General features: G+C 42.0%; 28 protein-coding genes and 2 pseudogenes. 26 read left to right on the top strand and 4 right to left on the bottom strand.

Features of this window, described 5'->3' with window-relative positions; genetic code table 11:
• The first annotated feature begins 32 nt into the window (after nt 1-32).
• The 5 genes from JET16_RS04395 (at nt 33) to JET16_RS04375 (ending at nt 4,491) form a co-directional block, all read left to right on the top strand.
• Complete coding sequence (locus tag JET16_RS04395) at nt 33-248, top strand: hypothetical protein (RefSeq protein ID WP_199614440.1); 216 nt, start codon at nt 33-35, stop codon at nt 246-248.
• Nucleotides 249-566: 318 nt separating this feature from the next.
• Nucleotides 567-902, top strand: coding sequence for a hypothetical protein (locus JET16_RS04390; RefSeq protein WP_199614439.1), 336 nt, complete (start codon nt 567-569; stop codon nt 900-902).
• Between the two features lie 448 nt (nt 903-1,350).
• Nucleotides 1,351-2,265 carry a hypothetical protein gene (locus JET16_RS04385; protein WP_199614438.1) on the top strand — a complete coding sequence of 305 codons (915 nt, stop codon included), beginning with the start codon at nt 1,351-1,353 and terminating at the stop codon, nt 2,263-2,265.
• 157 nt (nt 2,266-2,422) lie between these two features.
• Entirely contained in the window at nt 2,423-3,688 is a 1,266-nt protein-coding gene (locus JET16_RS04380; RefSeq protein WP_199614436.1) for a hypothetical protein, read from the top strand.
• A gap of 257 nt (nt 3,689-3,945) precedes the next feature.
• The gene (locus JET16_RS04375; protein ID WP_199614434.1) at nt 3,946-4,491 is read left to right on the top strand and encodes a GIY-YIG nuclease family protein; all 546 of its coding nucleotides are present in this window, start codon (nt 3,946-3,948) and stop codon (nt 4,489-4,491) included.
• A gap of 332 nt (nt 4,492-4,823) precedes the next feature.
• Here the strand turns inward: JET16_RS04375 and JET16_RS04370 are convergent, their stop codons facing one another.
• A complete protein-coding gene (locus JET16_RS04370) occupies nt 4,824-5,300 on the bottom strand; it encodes a hypothetical protein (protein ID WP_199614432.1) in 477 nt (158 codons plus the stop codon).
• 144 nt (nt 5,301-5,444) lie between these two features.
• Between JET16_RS04370 and JET16_RS04365 the strand changes: the two genes are divergently transcribed.
• The 12 genes and pseudogenes from JET16_RS04365 to JET16_RS04310 all read left to right on the top strand — a co-directional run bounded on the left by JET16_RS04365 (nt 5,445) and on the right by JET16_RS04310 (nt 12,359).
• Nucleotides 5,445-5,669, top strand: coding sequence for a hypothetical protein (locus JET16_RS04365; RefSeq protein WP_199614430.1), 225 nt, complete (start codon nt 5,445-5,447; stop codon nt 5,667-5,669).
• A gap of 151 nt (nt 5,670-5,820) precedes the next feature.
• On the top strand, nt 5,821-6,354 hold the full coding sequence (locus tag JET16_RS04360; RefSeq protein ID WP_199614428.1) for a hypothetical protein: 534 nt from the start codon (nt 5,821-5,823) through the stop codon (nt 6,352-6,354).
• Nucleotides 6,355-6,429: 75 nt separating this feature from the next.
• Nucleotides 6,430-6,990: pseudogene (locus JET16_RS04355) on the top strand (baseplate J/gp47 family protein); the annotation flags it as partial.
• Nucleotides 6,987-7,535 (top strand): putative phage tail protein, encoded by a 549-nt coding sequence (locus tag JET16_RS04350; RefSeq protein ID WP_233531068.1) that lies wholly within the window; start codon nt 6,987-6,989, stop codon nt 7,533-7,535. The pseudogene JET16_RS04355 and the gene JET16_RS04350, both read left to right, overlap by 4 nt.
• Nucleotides 7,536-7,549: 14 nt before the next feature.
• Nucleotides 7,550-7,867: a hypothetical protein gene (locus JET16_RS04345; RefSeq protein ID WP_199614426.1), complete on the top strand. Its 318-nt coding sequence runs from the start codon at nt 7,550-7,552 to the stop codon at nt 7,865-7,867.
• The gene (locus JET16_RS04340; protein ID WP_199614424.1) at nt 7,860-8,315 is read left to right on the top strand and encodes a hypothetical protein; all 456 of its coding nucleotides are present in this window, start codon (nt 7,860-7,862) and stop codon (nt 8,313-8,315) included. The genes JET16_RS04345 and JET16_RS04340 overlap by 8 nt, the downstream gene beginning before the upstream one ends.
• A 149-nt stretch (nt 8,316-8,464) precedes the next feature.
• Nucleotides 8,465-8,887, top strand: coding sequence for a hypothetical protein (locus tag JET16_RS04335; RefSeq protein WP_199614423.1), 423 nt, complete (start codon nt 8,465-8,467; stop codon nt 8,885-8,887).
• A complete protein-coding gene (locus JET16_RS04330) occupies nt 8,888-10,039 on the top strand; it encodes a GDSL-type esterase/lipase family protein (protein ID WP_199614421.1) in 1,152 nt (383 codons plus the stop codon).
• 79 nt (nt 10,040-10,118) lie between these two features.
• Nucleotides 10,119-10,970, top strand: a complete 852-nt coding sequence (locus tag JET16_RS04325; protein WP_199614420.1) for a hypothetical protein — start codon at nt 10,119-10,121, stop codon at nt 10,968-10,970.
• A gap of 86 nt (nt 10,971-11,056) precedes the next feature.
• Nucleotides 11,057-11,437, top strand: coding sequence for a hypothetical protein (locus JET16_RS04320; protein WP_199614419.1), 381 nt, complete (start codon nt 11,057-11,059; stop codon nt 11,435-11,437).
• Nucleotides 11,434-12,174 (top strand): N-acetylmuramoyl-L-alanine amidase, encoded by a 741-nt coding sequence (locus JET16_RS04315; protein WP_199614418.1) that lies wholly within the window; start codon nt 11,434-11,436, stop codon nt 12,172-12,174. The genes JET16_RS04320 and JET16_RS04315 overlap by 4 nt, the downstream gene beginning before the upstream one ends.
• A complete protein-coding gene (locus JET16_RS04310) occupies nt 12,171-12,359 on the top strand; it encodes a hypothetical protein (protein WP_199614417.1) in 189 nt (62 codons plus the stop codon). Before JET16_RS04315 ends, JET16_RS04310 begins: the two co-directional genes overlap by 4 nt.
• A 48-nt stretch (nt 12,360-12,407) precedes the next feature.
• Here the strand turns inward: JET16_RS04310 and JET16_RS04305 are convergent, their stop codons facing one another.
• On the bottom strand, nt 12,408-12,974 hold the full coding sequence (locus tag JET16_RS04305; RefSeq protein WP_199614416.1) for a stalk domain-containing protein: 567 nt from the start codon (nt 12,972-12,974) through the stop codon (nt 12,408-12,410).
• Between the two features lie 111 nt (nt 12,975-13,085).
• Here JET16_RS04305 and JET16_RS04300 point away from each other — a divergent pair, with 111 nt between their 5' ends.
• The 9 genes and pseudogenes from JET16_RS04300 (at nt 13,086) to JET16_RS04260 (ending at nt 21,434) form a co-directional block, all read left to right on the top strand.
• Complete coding sequence (locus JET16_RS04300; protein WP_199614414.1) at nt 13,086-13,565, top strand: hypothetical protein; 480 nt, start codon at nt 13,086-13,088, stop codon at nt 13,563-13,565.
• A 792-nt stretch (nt 13,566-14,357) separates the two neighbouring features.
• Nucleotides 14,358-14,942, top strand: a pseudogene (locus JET16_RS04295) (ABC transporter substrate-binding protein); the annotation flags it as partial.
• Nucleotides 14,943-14,976: 34 nt separating this feature from the next.
• Nucleotides 14,977-15,756, top strand: a complete 780-nt coding sequence (locus tag JET16_RS04290) for an ABC transporter ATP-binding protein (RefSeq protein ID WP_199614410.1) — start codon at nt 14,977-14,979, stop codon at nt 15,754-15,756.
• The gene (locus JET16_RS04285; RefSeq protein ID WP_199614408.1) at nt 15,753-16,574 is read left to right on the top strand and encodes an ABC transporter permease; all 822 of its coding nucleotides are present in this window, start codon (nt 15,753-15,755) and stop codon (nt 16,572-16,574) included. Before JET16_RS04290 ends, JET16_RS04285 begins: the two co-directional genes overlap by 4 nt.
• Nucleotides 16,575-16,636: 62 nt before the next feature.
• Entirely contained in the window at nt 16,637-17,509 is an 873-nt protein-coding gene (locus JET16_RS04280) for a patatin-like phospholipase family protein (RefSeq protein WP_199614406.1), read from the top strand.
• A 456-nt stretch (nt 17,510-17,965) separates the two neighbouring features.
• Nucleotides 17,966-18,739 (top strand): phosphonate ABC transporter ATP-binding protein, encoded by a 774-nt coding sequence (gene phnC, locus JET16_RS04275; protein WP_199614404.1) that lies wholly within the window; start codon nt 17,966-17,968, stop codon nt 18,737-18,739.
• On the top strand, nt 18,736-19,629 hold the full coding sequence (gene phnD, locus JET16_RS04270; protein ID WP_199614402.1) for a phosphate/phosphite/phosphonate ABC transporter substrate-binding protein: 894 nt from the start codon (nt 18,736-18,738) through the stop codon (nt 19,627-19,629). The genes phnC and phnD overlap by 4 nt, the downstream gene beginning before the upstream one ends.
• Nucleotides 19,626-20,405 carry a phosphonate ABC transporter, permease protein PhnE gene (phnE, locus tag JET16_RS04265; protein WP_199614400.1) on the top strand — a complete coding sequence of 260 codons (780 nt, stop codon included), beginning with the start codon at nt 19,626-19,628 and terminating at the stop codon, nt 20,403-20,405. Before phnD ends, phnE begins: the two co-directional genes overlap by 4 nt.
• Before the next feature lie 18 nt (nt 20,406-20,423).
• Nucleotides 20,424-21,434, top strand: a complete 1,011-nt coding sequence (locus JET16_RS04260) for an NAD(P)-dependent oxidoreductase (protein WP_199614398.1) — start codon at nt 20,424-20,426, stop codon at nt 21,432-21,434.
• Here the strand turns inward: JET16_RS04260 and JET16_RS04255 are convergent.
• Nucleotides 21,431-22,342 (bottom strand): selenium metabolism-associated LysR family transcriptional regulator, encoded by a 912-nt coding sequence (locus JET16_RS04255; protein ID WP_199614396.1) that lies wholly within the window; start codon nt 22,340-22,342, stop codon nt 21,431-21,433. The two genes, JET16_RS04260 and JET16_RS04255, sit on opposite strands and share 4 nt — an antisense overlap.
• A 173-nt stretch (nt 22,343-22,515) precedes the next feature.
• Entirely contained in the window at nt 22,516-23,535 is a 1,020-nt protein-coding gene (locus tag JET16_RS04250; RefSeq protein ID WP_199614394.1) for a CobW family GTP-binding protein, read from the bottom strand.
• Nucleotides 23,536-23,549: the final 14 nt, after the last annotated feature.

Here is a 23,549-nt window from a genome sequence, read left to right as displayed (position 1 = left end):
GATCAGCGAAGGTCAATTAGGGGGTTAACACTTTGAATAATGATAATGTATTAGTTAGTTTTTTGATGTCTACGGTCATCATTATTGCAATCTTTTTACTCATTCGCTGGTTTTGGTTGTGGTACTGGAAGATCAATATTAGAGTGGAGACGCTACAAAATATCGAATATCAATTGACACGAATTGCTGATAAACTATGCGGCTCAGAAGATGGTGAACAATACCCCAACGTAGACCATAACCAATGATACCTGCACGTCATTAAGGGGAGAGTGGCCTAGCTGCTCTCCTTCATGTTGACGGAACGCTAATTGTAGGAAACAAAAATGTTTGTAACAAAAACGCAAATAAACCATATACAATCGTACTGGTTTGTGGTACTATAAAAGTAGGTGTGCTTATTATACGGCATACTTACTTTTTCCAATTTTTAGGAGTTGATGCTTATTATATATTAAATCTATACTTTTATCTACGGAATATTATATGCGAGTTAGTGAACGAACGCAAGTGTTGTTTTAAAAAAATTATTTTATTTTAGGATTAGAAAATGGAGGATATATAACATGGTTTATAACAGGTCTGGTTATCATGGAAGATTTACACCACAACAAATGCACATTATTGCTAAACAAGAGCAGAGTAAGAATAATGCCAAAGAAAAACAAGCAATGATCTGGAATAAAAAACAAAAGTTTTACAGTGATTTGGAAGTAATCATTAATAAATATTCTTTGGATTCATATTTAGACATTGACCATTCATGGTTAAATAGAATTCATATCCCAGAAGCAGAAAACGATGAACAGGCTTACTACATTGCTTTAGATAAATATCCTGATTTATGTGAATTTATTGATAAAAGCGGAGTACTTGGAGAGAGTATTAAATTTGTTAAATAGGATATTGATCCGAGAAGGAGAGTGGCCTAAGCTGCTCTCCATCCTAAATCAATAAAAAAATCGAAATAGGGAATGAGTGAATCCCTTATGGCTCTTAGTGTTTCACGGATGCCCGATAAAAAATGCAGAAGTCCCTACATTTCAATAATAAGTTTTGTAAATAATTTGCTCTTACCCTAGATTAAATCATTAATAATCAATAAAAAAATTTCGATTTGGCGATATATGTATAGAAAATTAGCTTTCGATAAATTTTTACTCACTGCTTTTCGTGGATAGACATTAATTCTATAAATTAATTAGTTTTTGGCGATATAATCAAATCTATTTAATAATCTTGAATGAACTTAAGAATTTAATAACCCAAGAAATCGAAAAGATAGACCGCCTTTTCGCTTTCTTCCAGTAAAGATTTCTTGTACTGAAAGGAGAAGAGAACAAAAAATAAATGTTAAATTATACACTTGGAAATATAAAAATTAAATCTAATTGGTTTGATGAAAAAGGTAAGTATCAAAAGTTTGGGTATAAAGGATTCTTTCTGTATCTGTCATTGTTTAGGTTCCGGTTACATAATCAAAATGAAGCATACACCTTTAGTACATCTTTGAAGGAATTGCGTCAAGTTACAGGGTACTCTAAGGAAGATGTTCTTGAACTGATATTAAAACTAAAGAAAAGTAAAGTCATTGATTTTTTAAATATCACAAATATTTCTTCTCAATTATTACATGATCCTGCCTATGACCATAAACATTTGCTCATTGCTGCTAAAGATAGACCAAATTTACGTATCGAAGTAGTTGAAAAAAACGGAAAACAAACGAAAAAAGAATTGCCGGTTACAAATGATGATTATTACATCAACATCAGTACATCACTTCTTGAGCATATGAGAAGCATTGGTTTAAATGAACGGCACTTTGCTTTTCTTGCATTACTGATAAAACTATCTCGTGGTTCGGAAAACAAAGCCACAATGAAAATAAATAAGATGGCAGACTTGTTGATGATGGGCGATAACAACTTAAATAAGATGATTCGTGACTTAAATAGGAATCACTTATTATACACTCGTGCGAGAACAAGCAATACAAGAAAAAATGAAAAGAAATTTGAACATGTTCCTTGTACAAGCATGAAAGATTTTGAGCAATCTTTTACAAATCCCGAATGCTGGTTGTATGAAGAAATTGAAAAAAATATTGCTCGTTGGGATAAGAAGAAATTGAAATATGAAAAATTGCTGAAAACTGAGGACGCAGCAGATGTTGATAATGATGACTTGGTTGTCGAAGAGGTACCCGAAGAATTTGAGGAAATTTCTTATATCCCGTTAGAAGATGATGATTTTGCTGCTTAATAAATAAATCAAATACAAACTCATATTAGTTTTTGAAAAAAATCCATCAAAAGAATGATTTACCCAAAGAAAGAACCACCCAAAAACCTAAAGAAGAGGATGGATGAAAGATGACAAAGACGAAAAATTATAAATTACATTGGAGGAATACGTATATATGCAAAACACAGTCAATTATAAATATGTGGTTGAACAATACCGCCTAGGTAACAGTGAAGTTTTAAATGATTTGTTGGTACAAAGGCCATATGTAGTTAAGAACGGTTATGGGGGTAAGGATAGTGTCAAACTGACAAAGTACCTTCATCCGGTTATTGATCGGAAGTACAATCAGATTCAAAAGGTATATGCAAGGAAACTAGGAACAGATGAAGTGGAAAGCATTTTCCATCATGCAATATTTGATTTCATTTCCAACGGTGAAAAGTATCCTGTTGGCGACAGATCAGCTGAGACGCTTTTGAACTGGTGTCTTACAATTGTTGATTATGCGATTCAAAAAGAGTTAGAAAATAAATACGGCAAAATAATCGAGCGGGATGAAGATACAAAACAGATTATTTCGACTGAAGCAGCATTAATACTTCCGGTAGCAGATTGTGAAAGAGATGCTTATACAGGTAAATTAGATGAAGATCCATGTGATTTAAGGGATTTATACGCTCATAAAGAGTGGGGAAAGCGTGGATACTCTAATAGGTTCTCAGGATTTCTTAGTTCGATTGATTTTGATAAGTGTTTAACTGAACAGCAACGGAACGTTTATCTAAAACTCATCGAATATTACAACCTTAAAGATACTGAAGATTCAATTACATTAACCGACATAGGAAATGAATTAGGCATAAGCGAAGAACGAGTGATACAGATCAGGGAAGTTGTTTTTGAGAAGATTAGGGATATACATAAACTTTGGGAAAACACGATAAAGAAAAAGGAAATTCCGATTTCTCATAAAATGATCGAATATCTAACTATGTATGACTCACTTAAGGATAAGATTAAAGATTCAAATGTACATTTTGAGTTGTTGGTATCATGGTTAAAGTTAAATTATAAAAAAGGCGATTATGACCAAGAGCATATTACCTTGTTCGGATTGATTACGGATAAACTTCCGGATGAGGAAATTATAAATGTGTTGAAGGATAAGTTGCATGATTCGTCTTATGAGGTACTGTTCAATATTCTTGAACATAGTAAATATAAGAAGCATTTACGCAAATCACAGAAGGCCAGTATTGTAAATCGCTGCGTAAAAATATTCGAAACGTATTTGAGAATGATAAGGAAAGATGTTGACTCAATGGCTCGTTACGTAGCCGGTTATGAGAGAAATAAGGGAACGGATAAGAAAAAGAATGAAGAACGAGAAGAAAAATATAAAGAGTTCCGGAAAGTTGGAGAATGCAAAATAATTTAATATATCATAATTATTTTAAGTATGTCAATATATTTTGATTTTGCTCTTAGTATTTTTTTACATATATTATAGATAGTGAATACATACATATGAAACTTATTATGATGACTCATCTCTTTGAGGTGGGTCATCTTATATTTCCTCCAAGAGATTAGCAAATTGGGCAGGTCTTCGGATCTGCCTTTTTTGCGTTTGTCCGAGTCCTGCGGACGTTAATAGTACGGGAGACGACCTCAATTATAAAAGGTGGGGTTGATATGATCGGAGTATATGCAATTCGGAACAAAGTAAATGGAAAAATGATTATCGGATCGGCACAGGACATCAAGAAGCGTTGGAGCAACTACTTAACACTTTTGCGTAAGGGTGAATATGGAAACAAGTATTTACAAGACGAATGGAATAAATATGGAGAAGAAAACTTTGAGTTTATTGTTGTTGAAGAATTAACACGAAAACGGGATTTGTCAATTGTTGAGAAGTACTGGCAGGATTATTACAGGGCTGCTGATATGTTATACAACAAAAATAAAGTTAGGAAAACCAAAAAGAAGTTAAGACGTGGCAAGGAAGCTGCTAATCATAAGGAAAAGATGAGTGCTGTTCAAAGCGGAGAGAACAATCCAAGACATGCCGGAAAGTTGACAACTGAAGATGTGATTATGATCAAACAAATGATTGACCAAGGCATGAAAAATAAAGAGATCCATGCGAATTTTAAAGACAAAACAACTTCGACAATGATTAGTCGAATTCGTACTGGTAACAGGTACAAGAGCGTTAAAGTCGGTGACGTTGGTTGAGTCTTAAATATTCAGTGATGAAAACCATGATAAAAATAATTGACCGATTAGTTATGGTTAGTGCTGCGGGATTGTATTTGTATGCTATGTGTTTGCTTTGGGGGCAATTTTTGTTTAATGGACAGTAGTGTCAGTATCAACAGCAACAACAAAAACACATGATGAGCGAAAGTACCATTGACGATTTAATCGGACGAAATCTTCGTTAAACTCCTTTATGTAGCCGGTTCCGATTATTTCATTTCCTTGATAAGCATTAATCAGACAGTTCCCATGCGTAGATGATGAGCCAAGTCAAAATCAGTTTTAATTGGTTTTTGCACAAGATTCACCTATTTGTAGTTTTTTAGCATTTCTAAAACTTTTCGACCTTGTTCTTGCATTTTTTTGTTGTAGTGATACGACATTGCAGTTAAATGTTCAATCGTCTGTGAAGATACAATCAGAGAGATATTGTTAAGTTGGGCAACTGCATCATAATTTTCGATCCATGAAAGCAGCTCATAAAGTTCAATAATTAATTGGTTATCTTTCTTAGGATGAAGTATATCAGAGGTTAGGACATTATATATCAGTGCTTTTCTTCCCGGCAAGAACCAAAAATATTGTGATTGTGAAATATCTTTTTTTGGATATTTGGTTAATTCATATCGGAGAACGTGGAGCAGAGATTTTCGCTTTTCTTTTCGTTTACGTTCTTCGATAACTTTTATTGAGATTAACGCACCTAATACTAAACTGACAATTGTGTTAAATATGTTGTTAGCTACGATGTTTTCAATGATATCCCAATTGATATTCCAATTCATTTAATTGCTCCCTAAGCGTTTAGCAAATAATACGTCGAAGATTAGCACTTGTTTCATTTAGGTTATTAAATTGAATTCTCTTGGGTTAGAGGATTTCCCTTCTTCTTGTCGAATTTCGATGAGAATAAGGGAGGTGGAGATATTTTGAGAATTGAAGGTAAGCATAAATGTAACAGTGCTTATAATGAATGTAATCATGAGTATGAGTGGATGGTTATTATACCTCAGCATATTAATTCATCAACATTACAGGTTGAAAAAATTGATAAAGTGCAAGGAAGGATTATCGAGAAGTCAGAAAACAAATGTATAATTAGAACAATTTGCCCTAATTGTCATCAAGATAATGTGTTTGAATATTTAAATTAAATAAAGGCATCCGAGTAATCGGGTGCTTTAAGTTCTCTGTATAAGGTTAAAAATCCGTACACTTGTTTTACCCTCATTTATGCAGTTGAAGAACGTTCGTTCTTATTGTATCATATTACCAAGTGGTACAACAAAAAATGGGAGTGATTAAGTGATCCAAAAATATCTAGACACTGTTAATGTGGAAGGTAAAAGTTTTGTTTTTTGTGTTATTGCTCCTAAGGGGAAGTATCCGTTGAAGAGTTTTGGTAAAGAATTTGATAACTATGCAAGTCAAGTTTTTGGTGGAAAAGAGAAATATATTTCGTTATTTGAGCAGGGTCGGCCAGAAATACTACAAGATGTTGCATTTAAAATATATACACTTCCGTTAATTGGTGACTCGTATAGTGTAGGTCAAAGAGAAACTATTGAAGAAAAAAGAGCGACAAAAGATCAAATGGAAGCCTTTATTGTAGTGAAAGAGTTTTACAATACAGTTCCTTACGGTGAATTAATAGAGGAAGAAGCAATTAAACAAGGATTAGAAAAGGCAAAGGATTTCATTAAACGGTACCCTAAAGAGAAATACGATGTTGTTATTAAAAAAGTAAGAAGACATGATGATGGTGCCCAGATCTTAATAGATATGGAGTTTGACCGAGACAATAAGGAGTATGTATTTGATTTTTGTTATTGCCACTAAAGAAGTTTTTTTGGGTGAAGACATCCGTTAATTCGGATGTTTTTTCTTTTAAAATAAAAAAACCACTCTGTATTTTCAGGCGGTGTAGATGAAGAAACGGATTCGGCATTATTAGAAAAATATCTTGAGCATGTGAGACAGCCTTCGACAAGCGGTAATGCTAATCATTATGTTGAATGGGCGAAATCGGTATCAGGAATTTCAGACGCAAAAGCCATTGAACTTTGGAATGGAAATGGAACCGTTAAAGTTATTTTGCTTGATGACGAAAAAACGTCTCCTGACGCTTCTAAAGTTCAAGAAGTTGCGGATTACATTGAATCTGTACGACCTGTATGTGTTGACGTAACTGTTGTTGGTGCTACAGAGGTTAATATAAATGTATCTGCTACTTTGACACTAAAATCAGGTTCAACATTATCAGAAGCGCAGACACAAATTGAATCTGCATTGACTACTTACTTAAAAGGATTAGCATTTAAAGATAGTGTTGTTCGATATTCGCAAATCGCAAACCTCATCTTAGAAGCTGATGCTATACTTGACTATTCAAATCTGACAGTTAATAGTGGAACATCTAATATCTCCATTGGTAATGAATCTGTCGCGGTTAGAGGAACGGTGACATTATCATGACGACAAGAACAGATATGCAGGATTACCTGCCACGATACTATGATGATTCTGCTTTTGTTAATGGAATACTGGATGCTGAAGCAATAGAGATTGATTCTCTTAAAGGTGAGATACAAGATGTATTAGATCAATTTTTTATTGATACTGCAACTTGGGGATTAACGAATTGGGAACGTGTTTGTGGTATTACCAAGGATACGACAAAAACATATGCAGAGCGAAGAAGCGTGATCAAAAGCAAACTTCGGGGAATTGGAATTGTAACGGTAAATTTAATCAATACCGTTGCTGAATCCTACAACAATGGCGAAGTTGAAGTTATAGAATCTCCATCAATATATACGATTACCATTAAATTTGTATCTACAATTGGCATTCCGAGTCGTATTGATGATATCAAAAATGCATTAAGGGAAATAATACCGGCCCATCTTGCCATCAATTACGAATTTAAGTACAACACATGGGAACAAGTAGCAACAAAGACATGGGAAGAAATAGCAACGTATACTTGGGATCAAGTATATCAAGGAAACATATTTTAAGGGTGGTGTTATAAGTGTCTCTGTATGACGATAAATTTAAAGAGATTGTACAAAGCAAATTTACACAAGAGGATGTAATGACACTATTTGAATCTTCGATTGAAGAACTTATCTCTAATTGTACAACGCAGGTTCTATCAACAATTCGCACGACAGCAATCATGGGTGAAAATTTGTATAATAAAAAGTTTGGTGACTTGTTTCCAGTTCCCTTGGCAGAAGGTGAACTGAGAAAAAAGGTTTTTCGAAAAATCGTTGAGTTGTATAATTCCTCGGATGATAGATTGTATAATATTGTGCTACAAGAAAGAGATGATATAACAAATGGCTAATTTTACGACAAACTATAATCTTACTAAGCCCACAAGAGCCACAGATACAGCAGATATAAATGTAATGAATTCAAATATGGACATCATCGACGGGCAACTGAAAACGAATGCGGATGCCGCTGCTGCGGCTCAAACCAACTTGAACAACCACATCGCCGATTACGTCCGTCATCCCGGATACGCAGTCACTACCGGCTCATCTAATATATATGCGATTACACTTAACCCCGCACCCACATCTTACGTTGATGGAATGGGTGTTGTAATTAAACCCAATGCTACAAACACTGGAGCATCGACATTGAACGTAAATGGTTTAGGTGCAAAGCCTATCAAAAAGCAAAACGGTGATGATCTAAGTAGTTGGGATTTTAGGTTAGACACAATTTATACTCTTCGATACAGTGCTTCGGCAAATTCAGGTACGGGGGCTTTTATCTTACAATGAGCGATTTGAAGCGAATCAAGCATTACTACGACAAAGGTTAGGCAACGAAAGCACAGGTTGATTACTGATGAACCATACATAGCGTCATAAGAGCACTCAAATTAATTGGTGCTCTTTTTTATATTAATAAAAATAAGGAGATGTAAAAAATGGCTGATGAATTATTACCAAATCATCCAATGTTATTTACAAGAGATCAAGAAACAGGCAAACTTGTGCCCAATATGATGCTAACGGGCAGAAATGTTGCAGAAGAAGTTACGCTTCAAAACGCTGTCACCGCTGCCGGAAACGGTACAGCAGTCTATATGGGCGGCGCGGACACGTTTAAAATCACGGAGATTTCGGGAACGTCCACATCAAAAACAATCGTCTTCGAAGTATCCAATGCGGAGAACGGCACGTATTCGCCCATTCAAGGGGTTAAGCTGTCTGACCTTTCAATGGCTTCGCAAACAGCCAACAACGGCGAAGTGTGGCAAATTGACGGACTTGCGGGATTGTGGTTCCGGGCGAGGGTTTCCGCCGTTGCTGGCGGTACGGTGACAGTCAAAGGCAAGGCGGTGGCCTAGATGGCGGATTTAGTTGCTAGGGCATTAGCTGCCAAATTAAAACCCGTAACTGGATGTAAAGTTATCGGACTTGGTGACTCTATTACGCAAGCCGATACAGATTTGCCGAATAATTCATTTGGCGACAGTTCGTGGTTTATGCAGTTAATCGCTCGATCCAACGGAAGGTTACGCTATGTGCGAAATTCTGGTATCAGCGGAAATACAACAGCAATGATGTTATCTCGGTTGCAAACGGATGTAATTGCCCATAAGCCTGACATGTGTGTTATTCTTGGCGGAACAAATGATGTAGGCGGTGATGTGGTCACATCAACAACTATTGGAAATCTTGAAGCAATGATAAAGATGTTGCTTGCGGCAAACATTACACCCATCATCGGAACGATGCCTCCAAGAGGTGACACGCTTAAAGATACATTGCTGGTTCAAACGAACACGGCAATAAAAGATTTGGCATATCGCTATAAACTCATTCTGCTTGATTTTCATTCGGTGCTTGTCGATCCGGCAAACGGTAATTTCAAGGCAGGATACGCAGGAGACAACCTCCACCCAACATCAGTTGGATCAAAAGTGATGGCTGAATATGCATTCGAAAAGATTTCGCCATTTCTTCCGTATGCTGAAACGTTACTTCCTGATTGGAATAATGACCCTCATAACATGCTTGCTAACGGTCTGTTTATAACGGATGGCGATTCAAACGGCGTGCCTGATAGCTGGATATCCTACGGAAGTTCAAGCGTCACAACATCGCTTGTAGACAACGCAAATATCGTCGGGAAAGCTGCAAAGATGACGGCAACCTCAAACGCCAGCGGCAATCGATATCTCGAACAAACGATTAGTGACACCAATAAGTTTGCTGTAGGCGATAAGATTGCTTTCTGCGGAAAGTTTATAGCGGAGATGACAAATGATGTTGATGTGATTTATGGCGCGGGTGTGGCATTTACCGGTGGGACTCCCGGATTGACACCGTTGAAGGATTGGGAAGTGAAAGTGGATAACGGTCGATTCTACCATGAAGTTACTGTTCCGTCAGGGACGACTGCTATAGTGACACGCTTCTCGGTAGGAAACGGCACAGGTTCGGCTTATTGGGGGCAGGTTGGATTATACAATTTGACTAAGATGGGATTAGCGTAATCTAAAATTCCTCACCCAAGGATTTAGAGGAATTTATCAGTTGTTGTCGTAGTTATCTTTCTGAGGGAGGATTACTACGATGAAAAAATATAATTGGGAAAATAAAGACTGGTACTGGCTTCTGTTCACATTAGTTTACACTTTTGGTTTTTTTATTTTTGATGATGACGAGATATTATCGCTTCTTTCTTATGCTGCCACTGCTGTTTCTATAGCTTTGGCCTTAGTCGCTATTTACATCTCCTTAAAAGAGGCACTTAAAACAGATGACACGAAAACAAATATTGAGCGACTTCTAGGCAAACTAGACGAAAAGATTGCTCAAGTAGACGGAAAAGTAAACAACATCGATTTAAAGCTTATTAATCAATTCGGAGACAGGCAGACTTATGAGACGTTAAAGCGCATTAAAAAGGTCATTCAGGAGTCTGTGAATGACATCGCAACTCAACAGCTCTTGATAAAAGCAACGACAAAAGAAATCACAGAAACCTCAGAGCTTATCAAAGAAAGAGTGAAATATAAAATGGCTTCTAACAGCATTGAAATAGAGGATTTCAGCAATGATCCGTTAGGGCTGATTAGATACGAAATTAGTGTTACGCCTTTTTATTATATGGATGTTTCGGGGAACATGGTGACGAGTACCGTCCCTGAAGATTTTATTCCAAGATTTCAAAAGTACTCCCAAGAAAAACTGAGTCAGCATTTTGGAGAAGTGCCGGTTGAAATCAACATCAGCGAACCGATAAAAGTTGAAACGACGCATTTCAACAGAGTCAGCTATTACCTCGACTTAAAAGCGCCTAAAGGTGTATTGGAGAAGATGGCACCTGAGGAATATTCGTATAACATTTTCAACAGATACTCTAGCGATTTGGATATGAAATGTCACGTCGATGGTATTCTCACGATTAAGAAAGAATTCTAACGCTAACGAAGTTCGATAGTTTTATATGAAAAATCAATGGGGTAGCAGAAATGCTACCTCTTTTTGTTGTTGGAAAGGGGAAAATTATGAGTGATTTTGACAGAATAGATCGGCTCGAACAAAATTTTAAAGAGGAAATCAACGAATTAAAAGCTGAACAAAAAGAACAGCGCAGACTAATTACGGAAACAATCACAGCCATGAAGGAAAACTTAATCGAATTAAAAATTCTGACTAAGAATCATAGCGACAGACTCGACAAGCAGGATCAGCGACTTGAGAAGATGGGTGAAGATATTACTGCTCTTAAAGTTAATACTCAACAAAATAATCAACCACAGGACAATGATCAATGGTTTAAGAAAATGTTGGAGGGGAATTGGAGAATACTTTGGGTCGTACTCTTAGTTGCTCTGAGTGTTGCTTTTGGTGTTAAGGTTGGCGAGTTGCTGAAGGTGATGCCATGACATTTAAAATGAAATATAGAATTATTTCAGATTATATCACTAAACCAAGTAAAAGACGTTCCGGTATTTTGATGTCTAAAGTTGGTTTTGTTGTTGCTCATGACACTGGAAACAAAAATTCTACAGCAAAAAACAACGTAGATTATTTTAAGCGTTCAAAGAATGAAATGTCTGCATCTGCTCACATTTTTGTTGACGATAAACAGATAATTGAGTGTGTTCCGTTACTTACTGGGACTCCAGAAAAAGCATGGCATGTGTGGTATGACAAACCGTTAGACAATCAGATGTATGGCGATGACGCTAATGATATCGCAGCAGGGGTCGAGTATTGTTTTGGAGATAATATCAATGCTAATGAAGCATATAAACGTTACATATGGGTTATGGCATACATTTGTTACAAATATAATTTGAATCCAAGTAAAGATATTGTCGGACATATGATTCTTGACCCTCAACGAAAGACTGATCCGCAAAATGGCTTAAAGCAATCTGGGCGTTCCTATGAACAAATGTTGGAAGATGTAGTTAAAGAATACAATGATTGTTTGGTACAGGAACTTCCGTCGATTCAACGGGAAATTGGCGTACAGGTCAATGGAGTTAAAGCAGAGAATGCTTACTTAATCAATAACACATCTTATGTTCCAGTTCGTTTTGTATCTGAGCAATTTGGGGCAACTGTTGGATTTGATGGGAAAAATGTGATTATTAATAAGGGGATGGAGAAATGATTCAAAAGTTAACATCACTTCTGGAAACAAGGAAGTTATCTGCATTAGCAATTATCTTATTGTTTATCGTGCTTTCCTTGATGGGCAAACTTGAGGTCAATTTTATTCAGACGGTTATCATCAGTGTTGTTTCGTTTTATTTCGGACAGAGCACGGCAAGAGATAATCCTAAGAAAGAGCAATAATATAATATCCCCCATTAACCATAATAGGCTAGTGGGGGATATGTTTATCTATTCGCAGGCAATCCCATCACCATCACGATCTAATTTTGTGCTGTACCCAGGGTCGCCTTTATGTAACGGAGCTTTACCAGCTTCTCTCGCTGCGGCACAGTTTGCGAAAGTAACCTCCGTTTCTGACGTGCTTTCCGAAGATTCCACAGTAACAATCCTCTTTGAACCGTCGTAATTTACGGACGCACCAAGCGCCTCGCTAACGAAACGCAAAGGAACGAGGGTTCTACCGTTAATCACTTGAGACTTTTGCGATAACTTAACGGTCTTTCCGTTAACTAAAGCGGTATCTGATCCAATCGTTAGGTTAACGACAATGTCTCCGCGTTTCGCTTCGATATCTTTTCCGTCAAGTGTAAGCGTTGAATCTAGCGCTTCGAAGATTCCTCGCAATGGCACCATGACGCTTCCGTTAATAATCGTCGGTGGCTGGTCGTAAGTTTGCGTTTTCCCATCAATTTTAACGATGATTTCATTGCTAATGTTTGCGAAGATAGATGTAGGTTGTAATAGAAGAATAGATGTTAATAATAATAGGATATGTTTCTTTAATCGAAATATCATTAGTATCCCTCCAAGTGTATTTTGACTTGCAATTAATTCTATAAAATATTCCATATTCCTGCTAAAATGGGAAGAAGAATTGCTAGTGAGCAAAGGACGGACTTGGAACACATGGGAAATCTTAATAAAACAACAATAGGTATCATTGTAATAATGGCAATCGTGATTTCATTCGTATTCGGTGTTCCCCATAACATCAGATATTATTTCGAAAAACAGTTTGGCGAACCTCATACGTTTTTCTGGGGAACTGGATTAGGGGTAATAGTGGATAAGGCGGGGTATTATGAGGACGAGATAAATTTAGACGATACTGACTCTCCGATAATAAATGTTTCACAGTATGGAAAAAACTTTGAACTATTTCTATACGGTAGAATTACTAATAGCAATGATCCCTTAGTTGTTATCTTGAACGATAAGGTTTTATATAATGGTCATCCATCGAGGGAAAATGGAGATATATTTGGCGAATACTACATTGAAAAACATTATGTTGTTAAGTTAGAGGGGATAAAACGAAATAGTAATAATAAATTGATTATTTCTACAGGAAATAATTCTGAGAAATACAATATTGTGACAAAATAGAAACTAATGAGAAAAATTAATCGGTTAGATTTACTTTGACTAAATGATAATCTCCACTGGCAAATATGCTGGTGGGGATTTTTTGTTCAAATGCAAAGAAACTATGGACAAATCATCCATAGCGTGTTATTCTGAAATGTCAGGAGTGTGACAAGTAAAATTTTTTACCCTTGACATATTATTCCATTTTATCGGAGTTGGTGCTTATCAAATAATAAAACAAATCATTTATCACTTGGAACATTATATACGATTGATTTTGTTGATGCAAGTATCATACATAAATAAACATACAGGTTTCATATTTCTTTCTTACATAATCGCAATTGTGAAGGAGAGGGAGTACGAAGCCCTCTCTTTTTGATCGAATAGAACAAATCTACTCTTATGAAAGGTGGAATGCATCCACACAATGAGTCTAACAAGCTCTTTTAAAAATTCTTCAAACTCTTTAGTGTTTAAAAGTAGTCCTATCAAGTCGCCCGCATACCCTACTATTGAGGGCGGTGCTGATATGGTTAATGAGACTACAATGAAAACACGGAGCGGCAAAGAATACAAAGTATCAGTGTCCTTTGTCGATAAATATACACTTGAACCACTAGGAGATGATCCCCAAGAAGTATTTAATAAGTTACCCCTAGAACGCAGGATACAATTCAAAGCACTGCAATTGCAATTATCCACTGGAAAAGTACATATTCCCAAGAAATAATATATTCAATTTACAATAGTGCAATCCTATCTGGGTTGCATTTTTTTTATTTGTCTCTAGGTTACACTAAACAACACTTACGACAGCGCAAAGGCGGTATGCCGCAGATGGCGGGAGAATTCGCAATGAAGAAGAAGGGGATCGATCCGCATAAAGACATGGAATTGATCCAAAACGTGGAATTCGCAAACATTGCGACGGCGTTCGCTTCCGGAACGGGCGATTACGTACAGCTGTTCGAGCCGCAGGCGACGATATTCGAGCGGGAAGGCAAGGGCCGCGTTCTCGCAAGCTTCGGTGTGGAAAGCGGCCGTCTGCCGTACACGGTGTTCATGGCAAAGAAAAGCTACATCGACAACAACGGCGAAACCGTGCAGAAATTTACAAACGCACTTTACAAAGCGCAGCAGTGGGTGCAAGAGCAAGATACGGCGAAGATTGCCGACGCGGTGAAACAATTTTTCCCGGACACGGATATCGAGATCATTAAGGGAGTTATTGAACGATACAAGTCGCAAGGCTCATACGCAACAGACGGCATTGTCGACGACGAGGAATGGAACAACCTTCAAGACGTCATGGAAGAAGCTGGAGAGTTGAAGGAGCGAGTGGAGCATTCCGTCTTGGTTGACAACAGCTTTGCGGAGAAGGCGAAACAATAGACAGCGATTCATTCGAGATGAGGGAGGGAGAAGCATGGCTGAAGCGATTGGCTTTAACCGGGTAACGCACGCCTACGTGAATGACCGAGGTGCGGCGCTGTCGGTGAAACATATTGATTTTGCCGTGCATCCCGGCGAGTTCGTCTCATTGGTCGGTCCGAGCGGGTGCGGTAAAACGACGATACTTTCGCTGATTTCCGGGTTGCTGGCACCTTCCGAAGGCGATGTGACCGTCTTCGGCGAGCGGGTGAAAGGCCCGCATCCGAAAATCGGCTACATGCTCCAACAGGACTACTTGTTTCCCTGGAAAACGATTCGCGCGAACGCCGCAACAGGACTCGATATTCGGGGCAGCCGCACCAAAGATAACGAACGATATTCTCTTGAGCTGCTGGAGAAGATGGGTCTTGCGGATGCGGCCAACCGATATCCCCACCAATTGTCCGGAGGCATGCGGCAGAGGGCGGCGCTGGTCCGCACGCTCTCCGTCCGCCCGAACATCCTGCTTCTTGACGAACCGTTCTCATCGCTCGATTACGTCACCAAATTAAAGCTGGAAGACCTCGTATCGGAGACGATTCGTTCCTACGGGATGACTGCGGTGCTCGTCACCCATGACATATCCGAAGCGGTGGCGATGAGCGACCGCGTATTCGTAATGGATCGCGATCCCGGGCGTATTCGGCGGGAGATCGGCATCCCGGAACGAATTCGCGGCGAGTTGCCGTTTAAAGCGAGGGAGTTGCCCGGCTTTCAGCAGCTGTTCCACGATATTTGGAACGAAATCGAACGGACGGAGGAGGGAGAAGCGTGAAGGAGCAAAATGCGGCCGATGAGGGCTTATTGAATAGAGTTTATGCGGAACACCGTGCTTCCCGGGACCGGGTTCGACGTGCCGTCCTTATCACTCAATGCGCAATCTTGATCGTGTTCTTCGGAGTGTGGGAAGCGGCGGGGCGGCTCCTTTGGATCGACGTGCTGTTGTTCAGCTATCCTTCGAAAATTACCGGTCTGCTGCTGGAGAAGCTCGCCGACGGCAGCTTGCTTCCGCACGTCGGAGCGACGGTCATGGAGACAGTGACCGGTTTCGTATTCGGCACGTTGATCGGCGCGGCGGCTGCGGCGGTGCTGTGGTGGTCGCCTTTTCTATCCAAAGTGTTCGATCCTTTCATCGTCGTGCTTAACAGCATGCCGAAGGTTGCGCTCGGACCTCTGTTTATCGTCGGCTTGGGAGCGACCCCGCTTTCCATTGTGGCGATGACGCTCGCGGTAACGGTCATCATTACCACGCTCGTCATTTATTCCAGCTTTAAAGAAGTGGATGCGAACTATACGAAGGTTGTCCTTCTATTCGGAGGAAACAGGAGAGACGTGTTTGCGAGAGTCATTTTGCCTGCATCGGTTCCTGCTATTCTTTCCGCATTGAAAGTGAATGTAGGATTGTCGTGGATCGGAACGATCGTCGGGGAATTTCTCGTATCCAAGCAAGGACTCGGTTATTTGATCATTTACGGCTTCCAAGTATTTAACTTCTCGCTCGTTATCGGCAGTTTGTTTATCATCGCCATAGTCGCCGCAATCATGTATACGATCGTTTCCCGCATTGAAAGTGCGTTTCAATATCGCTCTTAAAAATGGTAATATAATGGAAGAATTTATCCGCTGTTCAATAGAAGAGGTGGCGATAGGAAACGATGACGGATCGAATCGGTTTGGTGCTGGAAGGGGGAGGCATGCGGGGCGTATACACGGCCGGCGTGCTGGAACGGTTTTTGGAGCGGGAATTATTTTTTTCGTATGTCATCGGCGTGTCGGCGGGTGCCTGCAACGCCGTATCCTATCTGTCGCGGCAAAGAGGCCGCAACAGGCGCGTAACGGTAGATTTCGCGGATCATCCTGAATATATCAGCTTTAAAAATTGGTTCAAAAGCGGCAGTGTGTTCGGTATGGATCTCATATTCGACCGCATTCCGAACGTGATCGATCCTCTCGACTATGACAGACTGTTCTCCATTACGGAAACTTTCGTGATGGGAACGACGGACCCCGTAGACGGCAAACCTGCATATTACGGCAATCGGGAATGGACGGCGGACCGCTCGGCCTTTGCGGCAATCATTAGAGCTTCAAGCTCGCTGCCGTTCTTCGCGCCCGGCGTCGACATCGGCGGCAGGTTGATGTATGACGGAGGAGTAGCAGACCCGATTCCGGTTCGCAAAGCGTTGGACGACGGGTGCGACCGGGTCGTAGTCGTACTGACGAAGGATGCGTCTTACCGGATCAAGCCGTTTCGGCGCCGCCGGATTGCTCAATTGTTGTACAAGCGTTACCCGGGTCTTGTGGATGCGATGATACGAAGGGAGAGGGTATACAACGAAACGATGTCGTTGATCGGGCAGCTTGAACAGGAGGGACGAGCTTTCGTCATTCGCCCCACCGACAAGCTTCCGGTCGGCCGGATGGAGCGGGATAAATCCAAGCTCGAAGCGTTGTACGAGCTCGGTTTAAGCGACACGGACGAATCGTTTGAAGCGTTGGACGCGTGGATGCGTCCCCGCCAGGTGTAACGCAGTGTAAAGTATAAATAAGAACCTTGATGCCCCGATTTCTGTCGGGGTTTTTTGCCCGATTTGGCTTTGACCTGTGTTTCGGCTCCCCTTTGCAGTTCTCCTCATATGTTCAAATAAACCATTGTTACATGGCCGTGGTTCCCTGCCAATTCTAATTTTCTTGCGCACACTATCCCTTTGGTTCAGAAAATGGTAATGATGACGACAAATCGAGTGTCCGCAAGAGGATCCGAAACGTGAAGTCTCTGAGAGCATCGGAGCGGAGGATCAGTCTGTCTGAAGCTAAGGCAGAGTGTACATACGGGAATCAGCGAGGAATTAATATATTCGATTTATTCAAAAATCCAATAGATCATATTGAACCGTGTAATGAATAGTTAACCTTTCATAAACATAAGGCAAATACTCGGATAACAGATTTATGAGACGATGCAGGCATTGGAGGTGGAGACGATGTTGCTTCAAGTGCAGCAGTTGTCCAAAAGTTTCGGGTCGAAGCCCGTTTTGCATCAGGTCGACTTTCAAGCGGATAGAGGTGAATTCATTGCCGTTCTCGGTTCCAGCGGAGCCGGGAAGTCGACGCTTCTTCGCTGCATTAACGGGCTTGTCATTCCTACATCGGGGAAAGTTGACGTGCTTGGAATGGAAATGAATCGCAAAAATTTACAGAGAGTACGCCGGCATGTCGGATTTATTTTTCAAAACTTCAACGTGATTGGAAACTTGAGTGTACTGCAAAATGTGTTGATCGGTCTTTTGGGCGCAAAAGGGTATTGGAACGTTATGTTCAGCCGCGAAGAAAAAAGGAAAGCGGAAGAAGTTATCGACATTGTCGGGTTGGGTGACAAGCTGCATGAACGGGCGGACCGCTTGAGCGGAGGACAAAAACAAAGAGTAGGCATCGCTCGGGTGTTAGCGCAAAATCCGGATATCATCTTGGCGGACGAGCCGGTGTCAAATCTGGATCCGGTAACCAGCCGCGAGATCATGGACATTTTGCGAACGATCAACGAAACCAGGGGGACGGTCATTCTTTGCAATCTGCATCAACTGGAACTGGCTGCCGAATATGGACATCGCATTATCGGCATTCATAGCGGTCGCGTTTGCTTCAACGGAAATGCGCATGACTTGCGGGATGAAGATTTATCGCTGATTTACGGCGGCAAGTATGTTGGAAATACAGAAACAAGAGTAAATCACACAAGAGGAGAAGTGTTGGTATGAGAAATATTGTCATAATCGCATCGATCTTGATTTTATCCGTTATATTCGCCGGTTGTACGCAGGACAAGCTTGCCGACGGGTCGGTGACGGGAGTCCAGCCGAATCCGGACAAATTGAGGGTGGCGCTGCTTCCCGACGAATCTCCCTCCACTGTTATACGTAACAACAAGCCGCTTCAGGATTATCTGGCCAAAACGTTAAATAAAGAAGTGGAGATTGTGGTGACGACAGACTATTCGACGATGATCGAAGCGATGCGCAAAGGGCAAATCGAATTCGCGTATTTCGGACCACTCTCGTATGTACTGCTGAAGACAAAAATGGAGCAAGCCGAGCCGTTTGCAGCCAAGCTGGATAAAGGATCCCCGACATATAACGCGGTTGTGATCGCCAACGCCGAGGCTGGGATCGAGAAGCTGTCCGATATCAAAGGCAAAACCGTTGCCTTCGGAGACACTGCATCCACTTCCAGTCATATGATTCCTAAGGAGATGCTTAAAAATGCCGGACTTGAACCGGACGCAGATTACGAAGAACAGTTTGTCGGCGCCCACGACGCGGTGGCCAAAGCGGTGCAAAACGGCAATGCGCATGCGGGCGGATTGAGCAAGCCGATTTTCGAATCTCTTGTCGAAAAAGGTGCAATCGACAAAAACAAGGTGAAAGTAATCGACGTGTCCAAACCGTATCCGAATTATCCGTGGGTTTTGAACAGCGAGCTGGATCCGGAGCTGAAGGAAGCGATCAAGAATGCGATATACGGAGCGAAAGATCCGGAAGTGTTGTCACCGCTCAAAACAGAAGGGTTCGTACCGATTGCGGATAAAGATTTTGACGTGATTCGTGAGATGGTGAAGATGATCGGAATCGACTTGGAGAAAGTGCAATGAGCCGCCGGTGGGCATTCATCGGATTCGTTGGTTTCTCACTTGTGCTGGGGTCGTTCGGATATACGGTTTGGGTAAGTTGGGACGCGTTGACGAGCGGGAGGACGATCTACAACTTGGTCTCAACATTGGGGGAAATGTTTCCTCCGGATTTCCGGATTGTTTCCTCGCTTGGCAAAGCGGTCGTCGAAACGCTCGTCATGAGCGTTATGGCGACTCTGCTTGCCGTATGCATTGCGTTTCCCGTCAGCTTTCTGGCCGCAGATAATACTGCCGGCAATCCCGCCGTCAAGCATGCAGCCAAAGCCATATTCAATGTCCTGCGTACCATCCCTGAACTGGTGATGGCGATCATTTTCGTCGCATCCGTCGGGTTCGGCATACTTCCGGGCATACTGGCGCTTGGTATCCATTCCGCAGGCATGCTCGGAAAATTTTATGCGGAGGCGATCGACAAGGTGGATACCGGGCTGATCGAAGCGGTCGAGGCGTCCGGCGGATCACGGTTTCACGTGATCGTATTCAGCGTCATTCCGCAAATATTGAGCCATTCCATAGACTTCACACTGTACCGTTGGGAGTACAATTTCCGCGCTTCGACGGTAGTAGGGATGATCGGGGCGGGAGGGATCGGCTTTCAATTGATCGCCTCGCTTCGTATCATGGAATATCGAGAAGTGTTTGCGATATTGGCCGTAGTATTTCTAATGGTGCAGCTTGTCGACGCGTTCGGAAATATAATCCGCAATCAGCTGGTTCGCGGAGACACTGTAAAATAATCGGAGGATAAACTGCATATGACAAGACCGAAAGTTTTCATTTCCCACCGGATGCCTGAAGCGGGCATCCGCCTGATCGAGGATTATTGCGATATCGATTACTATGGAGGAACCGAACCTTTGTCGAAGGAAGATTTCGTCGCCCGTGCCCGGGAGGCCGATGCGGTGCTCGCTTTCGTCTGCGATTTTGTTGATGAAGATATCGTTCGGAGCATTTCTAATGTGCGTGTAATATCGAGTTTCGGCAAAGGGTACGACAATATCGACGTAGATGCGTGCACGAGACATAATGTTCTTGTGACGGTCAATCCTGACGCATTGACTGATTCGACAGCCGATTTGGCCATCGGTCTGCTCCTCGCCGTCTCGAGGAATATATTGCCCGGAGACCGTCACGTTCGAAGCGGAAAGTTTGCCGGTTGGCATGCGACCAACTGTTTGGGACGCGATTTCCATCATTCTGCGATTGGCATTGTAGGTCTCGGTGTAATCGGACAAGCTGTCGCGCGCCGGGCGGCCGGCTTCGGCGTATCCATCCTCTATCACGATATTCGCCGGAAGCCCGATTGGGAGGAAGCTGGCAAGGTGCATTATATGGAGTTGGTTGATTTGATGAAGGAAAGCGATTTTATTCTCGTTGCCGTCGATCTGAGACCCGAAAGCGTTCATCTGATCGATGAAGCGGCATTGCGTTTCGTGAAACCCGGCGCATACCTTGTTAATGTAAGCCGCGGATCGATCGTTGACGAGGCCGCCGTTGCGAGAGCATTGAAAGAAGACCGTTTGGCCGGATATGCGGCGGACGTATTCGAATTCGAAGACCGCGCCGTCCCGGAGCGGAATGTTTCTATTCCCGATGAACTTCTTCAGGAGACAGATCGCACGGTGTTCACTCCGCATATAGGGACTGGGACCGTTCAAGCGCGGGAGAGACTCGCGGTGTCCAGTGCAAACCAGCTGCTCGCAGCGCTCCGCGGCGAGATCCCAACGGGTGCGGTCAATTCGGTGCGGGTTCCCCGGATGATTTAACTTTCACTGTCGAATCTCTTCAAAATATAGTCGGTAAAGGTGTAAGCCGCTGTGGTTTGCGCCTTGTTTTTGTCGGAAACGATATAAAAATATCTCTTGAAACGAACCCCTTTGACGTTCACAATACGAAGCGTCCCGAGCTTCAATTCTTTCAAGATGGCCGATTTCGAAAGGATTGTGATGCCTATGCCCGCTTCGACGGCGGCTTTGACCGACTCCGTATTGCCAAGCTCCATCACGACATTCAATTCGTTCGGATTGAAATTGACGTTTTGAAGGCTTTCATTGATGATTTGCCGCGTTCCCGATCCTTGCTCCCGCAAGATCAGCGGAATATCGCGCAAATCTTTTAGCGCCATCGATTCTTTTTTGGCCAGAAGCGGATGCTCGTAGCCATCGGAACACACGGCGACCAGCTCGTCCTCCAAGAAGGGAAAATGCTGCAACAGCGGATGGAAGATTGGCGCTTCGATGAAACCTAAGTGGATTTCGTTTTTTAGCAGCTGGTCGACTATCGTTTGAGAATTGCCGATTCTCATCCTCAGCAAGACGCTGGGATACTGTCTTTTGAAGTTTCCGAGAAGGTAAGGAAGAACATGCTCGCCGATGGTAGTGCTTGCACCGATATCCAAATCTCCGTGCAGTGTTTGGGAAAAGACGGTCAATTCTTTTTCGGCGCTCTGGACCAATTGGATAATACGTTCGGCATATCGGTATAAAATATATCCGGCTTGAGTCAGCTTGATTGTACGGGTCGTCCGTTCGAACAGCTTAACATGAAGCGTGTCTTCCAGCTGCTGTATTTGTTGGCTGACGGTAGGTTGAGACATATGCAGTGCTTTGGCGGTTTCGGAGAAGTTTCTATTCGTGGCGGCGGCATAAAAGACGTTCAAGTGATCGAAATTCACGGCAACTTCCTCCTTACAATCGCGGCTCGGCGGGTGGTCTGCGAACGGGCCGTATATATCCAGTATAATAGAAGATTGTTAACCGTGTGTAATATCGAGCTTTTCCGTCATTGGAACATGCTGAACCAAAATACAACCCGACTTTTGAACAAGAATCGGGCCGCATTTCACTTTTAGCGCAAGTTTAACCGCTTCTCCAACATTATCATCGTACTAACTACATCTTCCTCAAAACCTATGATTACGAAGTAGGGGGCTGTTTCCTCGTTCGTCGGTTCAATTGAGAGTTTTCCGCCGGAGAACTGGACCAACCGCAGCTTTCCGTCCACCGGCACGTAACCTTTCGCCCGAAGAAGCCCCTTTCCCCAAGATTTAGCCGCTTGCATTAATTCTTTCGACGATAGCTGCACGGCAGGGTTGAGAGGGATGGCCATCGTTTTTATTTTACTGAAAGAGTATTGGTTTTCGGGGATCGGGTCGGAATGGTCTTGTTTAATTACATTGAACGATTTCACCGGCGACTTTCCTTTGTTGAGATGAACCGTTATTTCGGTATTCAAGTTGGATTTCGGGCGAGGGGCAATTTCTTTAAATATATAGTCCGGGCTAATGTCCGCACCTGTCGTAGGTCTGATCGGCGCCGTACGATTGAGAGAACGCACCGATTTTTCGACTTTTACCAACGTATTTTCGGTGACGAGATCTATCTTGTTGATTATGATAAAATCCGCGGTCTCGACCTGGCGGCGAAGCGTGTGAGTAAGCTCTCTATCCGGATTAAGAATGCTGTTGTATTCGAGGAACATGTCCGCGTTAACTACCGTCACAATACTATGAAGAAATACTTGACGGATAACGGACGGTTCGGTTAAGGCGTCCGCGATTTCTTCGGGATTCGCCACCCCGGTTAATTCAATGATAATCAGGTCCGGGCTGCCTGAAAGCAATTTGTTCAAGGAAGCTGAGATTTCGCTTTTCTTGCTGCAGCAAATACAACCGTCCATCAACTTCTCAAGCTGCTCATCCGGAAGTGCGCCTTTCAGCATTTGGCCGTCGACATCATAGCTTCCCAGCTCGTTCATAAGAACAGCCGCCGAAAGGGATCTATTCCGGGCATCTAATAAAAGCCGCTGAAGCAACGTTGTTTTTCCGCTTCCCAAGAAACCGCTCAGGACAATTACAGGCACTTTCACTATATATACCTCCT

Origin of the sequence: Paenibacillus alkalitolerans, from assembly GCF_016482785.1 — a bacterium.
GTDB lineage: Bacteria > Bacillota > Bacilli > Paenibacillales > YIM-B00363 > Paenibacillus_AE > Paenibacillus_AE alkalitolerans.
Note: the sequence above shows the minus strand (reverse complement) of the source record. Positions and strands in the feature narration are given on the sequence as shown.

Bases quoted from the DNA above. Each gene is read 5' to 3' on its own strand.
- JET16_RS04390 (WP_199614439.1), top strand. From the start codon at position 567: ATGGTTTATAACAGGTCTGGTTATCATGGAAGATTTACACCACAACAA.
- JET16_RS04385 (WP_199614438.1), top strand. From the start codon at position 1,351: ATGTTAAATTATACACTTGGAAATATAAAAATTAAATCTAATTGGTTT.
- JET16_RS04380 (WP_199614436.1), top strand. From the start codon at position 2,423: ATGCAAAACACAGTCAATTATAAATATGTGGTTGAACAATACCGCCTA.
- JET16_RS04375 (WP_199614434.1), top strand. From the start codon at position 3,946: ATGATCGGAGTATATGCAATTCGGAACAAAGTAAATGGAAAAATGATT.
- JET16_RS04370 (WP_199614432.1), bottom strand. From the start codon at position 5,300: ATGAATTGGAATATCAATTGGGATATCATTGAAAACATCGTAGCTAAC.
- JET16_RS04350 (WP_233531068.1), top strand. From the start codon at position 6,987: ATGACGACAAGAACAGATATGCAGGATTACCTGCCACGATACTATGAT.
- JET16_RS04340 (WP_199614424.1), top strand. From the start codon at position 7,860: ATGGCTAATTTTACGACAAACTATAATCTTACTAAGCCCACAAGAGCC.
- JET16_RS04335 (WP_199614423.1), top strand. From the start codon at position 8,465: ATGGCTGATGAATTATTACCAAATCATCCAATGTTATTTACAAGAGAT.
- JET16_RS04330 (WP_199614421.1), top strand. From the start codon at position 8,888: ATGGCGGATTTAGTTGCTAGGGCATTAGCTGCCAAATTAAAACCCGTA.
- JET16_RS04325 (WP_199614420.1), top strand. From the start codon at position 10,119: ATGAAAAAATATAATTGGGAAAATAAAGACTGGTACTGGCTTCTGTTC.
- JET16_RS04320 (WP_199614419.1), top strand. From the start codon at position 11,057: ATGAGTGATTTTGACAGAATAGATCGGCTCGAACAAAATTTTAAAGAG.
- JET16_RS04315 (WP_199614418.1), top strand. From the start codon at position 11,434: ATGACATTTAAAATGAAATATAGAATTATTTCAGATTATATCACTAAA.
- JET16_RS04310 (WP_199614417.1), top strand. From the start codon at position 12,171: ATGATTCAAAAGTTAACATCACTTCTGGAAACAAGGAAGTTATCTGCA.
- JET16_RS04305 (WP_199614416.1), bottom strand. From the start codon at position 12,974: ATGATATTTCGATTAAAGAAACATATCCTATTATTATTAACATCTATT.
- JET16_RS04300 (WP_199614414.1), top strand. From the start codon at position 13,086: ATGGGAAATCTTAATAAAACAACAATAGGTATCATTGTAATAATGGCA.
- JET16_RS04290 (WP_199614410.1), top strand. From the start codon at position 14,977: ATGGCTGAAGCGATTGGCTTTAACCGGGTAACGCACGCCTACGTGAAT.
- JET16_RS04280 (WP_199614406.1), top strand. From the start codon at position 16,637: ATGACGGATCGAATCGGTTTGGTGCTGGAAGGGGGAGGCATGCGGGGC.
- phnC (WP_199614404.1), top strand. From the start codon at position 17,966: ATGTTGCTTCAAGTGCAGCAGTTGTCCAAAAGTTTCGGGTCGAAGCCC.
- phnD (WP_199614402.1), top strand. From the start codon at position 18,736: ATGAGAAATATTGTCATAATCGCATCGATCTTGATTTTATCCGTTATA.
- phnE (WP_199614400.1), top strand. From the start codon at position 19,626: ATGAGCCGCCGGTGGGCATTCATCGGATTCGTTGGTTTCTCACTTGTG.
- JET16_RS04260 (WP_199614398.1), top strand. From the start codon at position 20,424: ATGACAAGACCGAAAGTTTTCATTTCCCACCGGATGCCTGAAGCGGGC.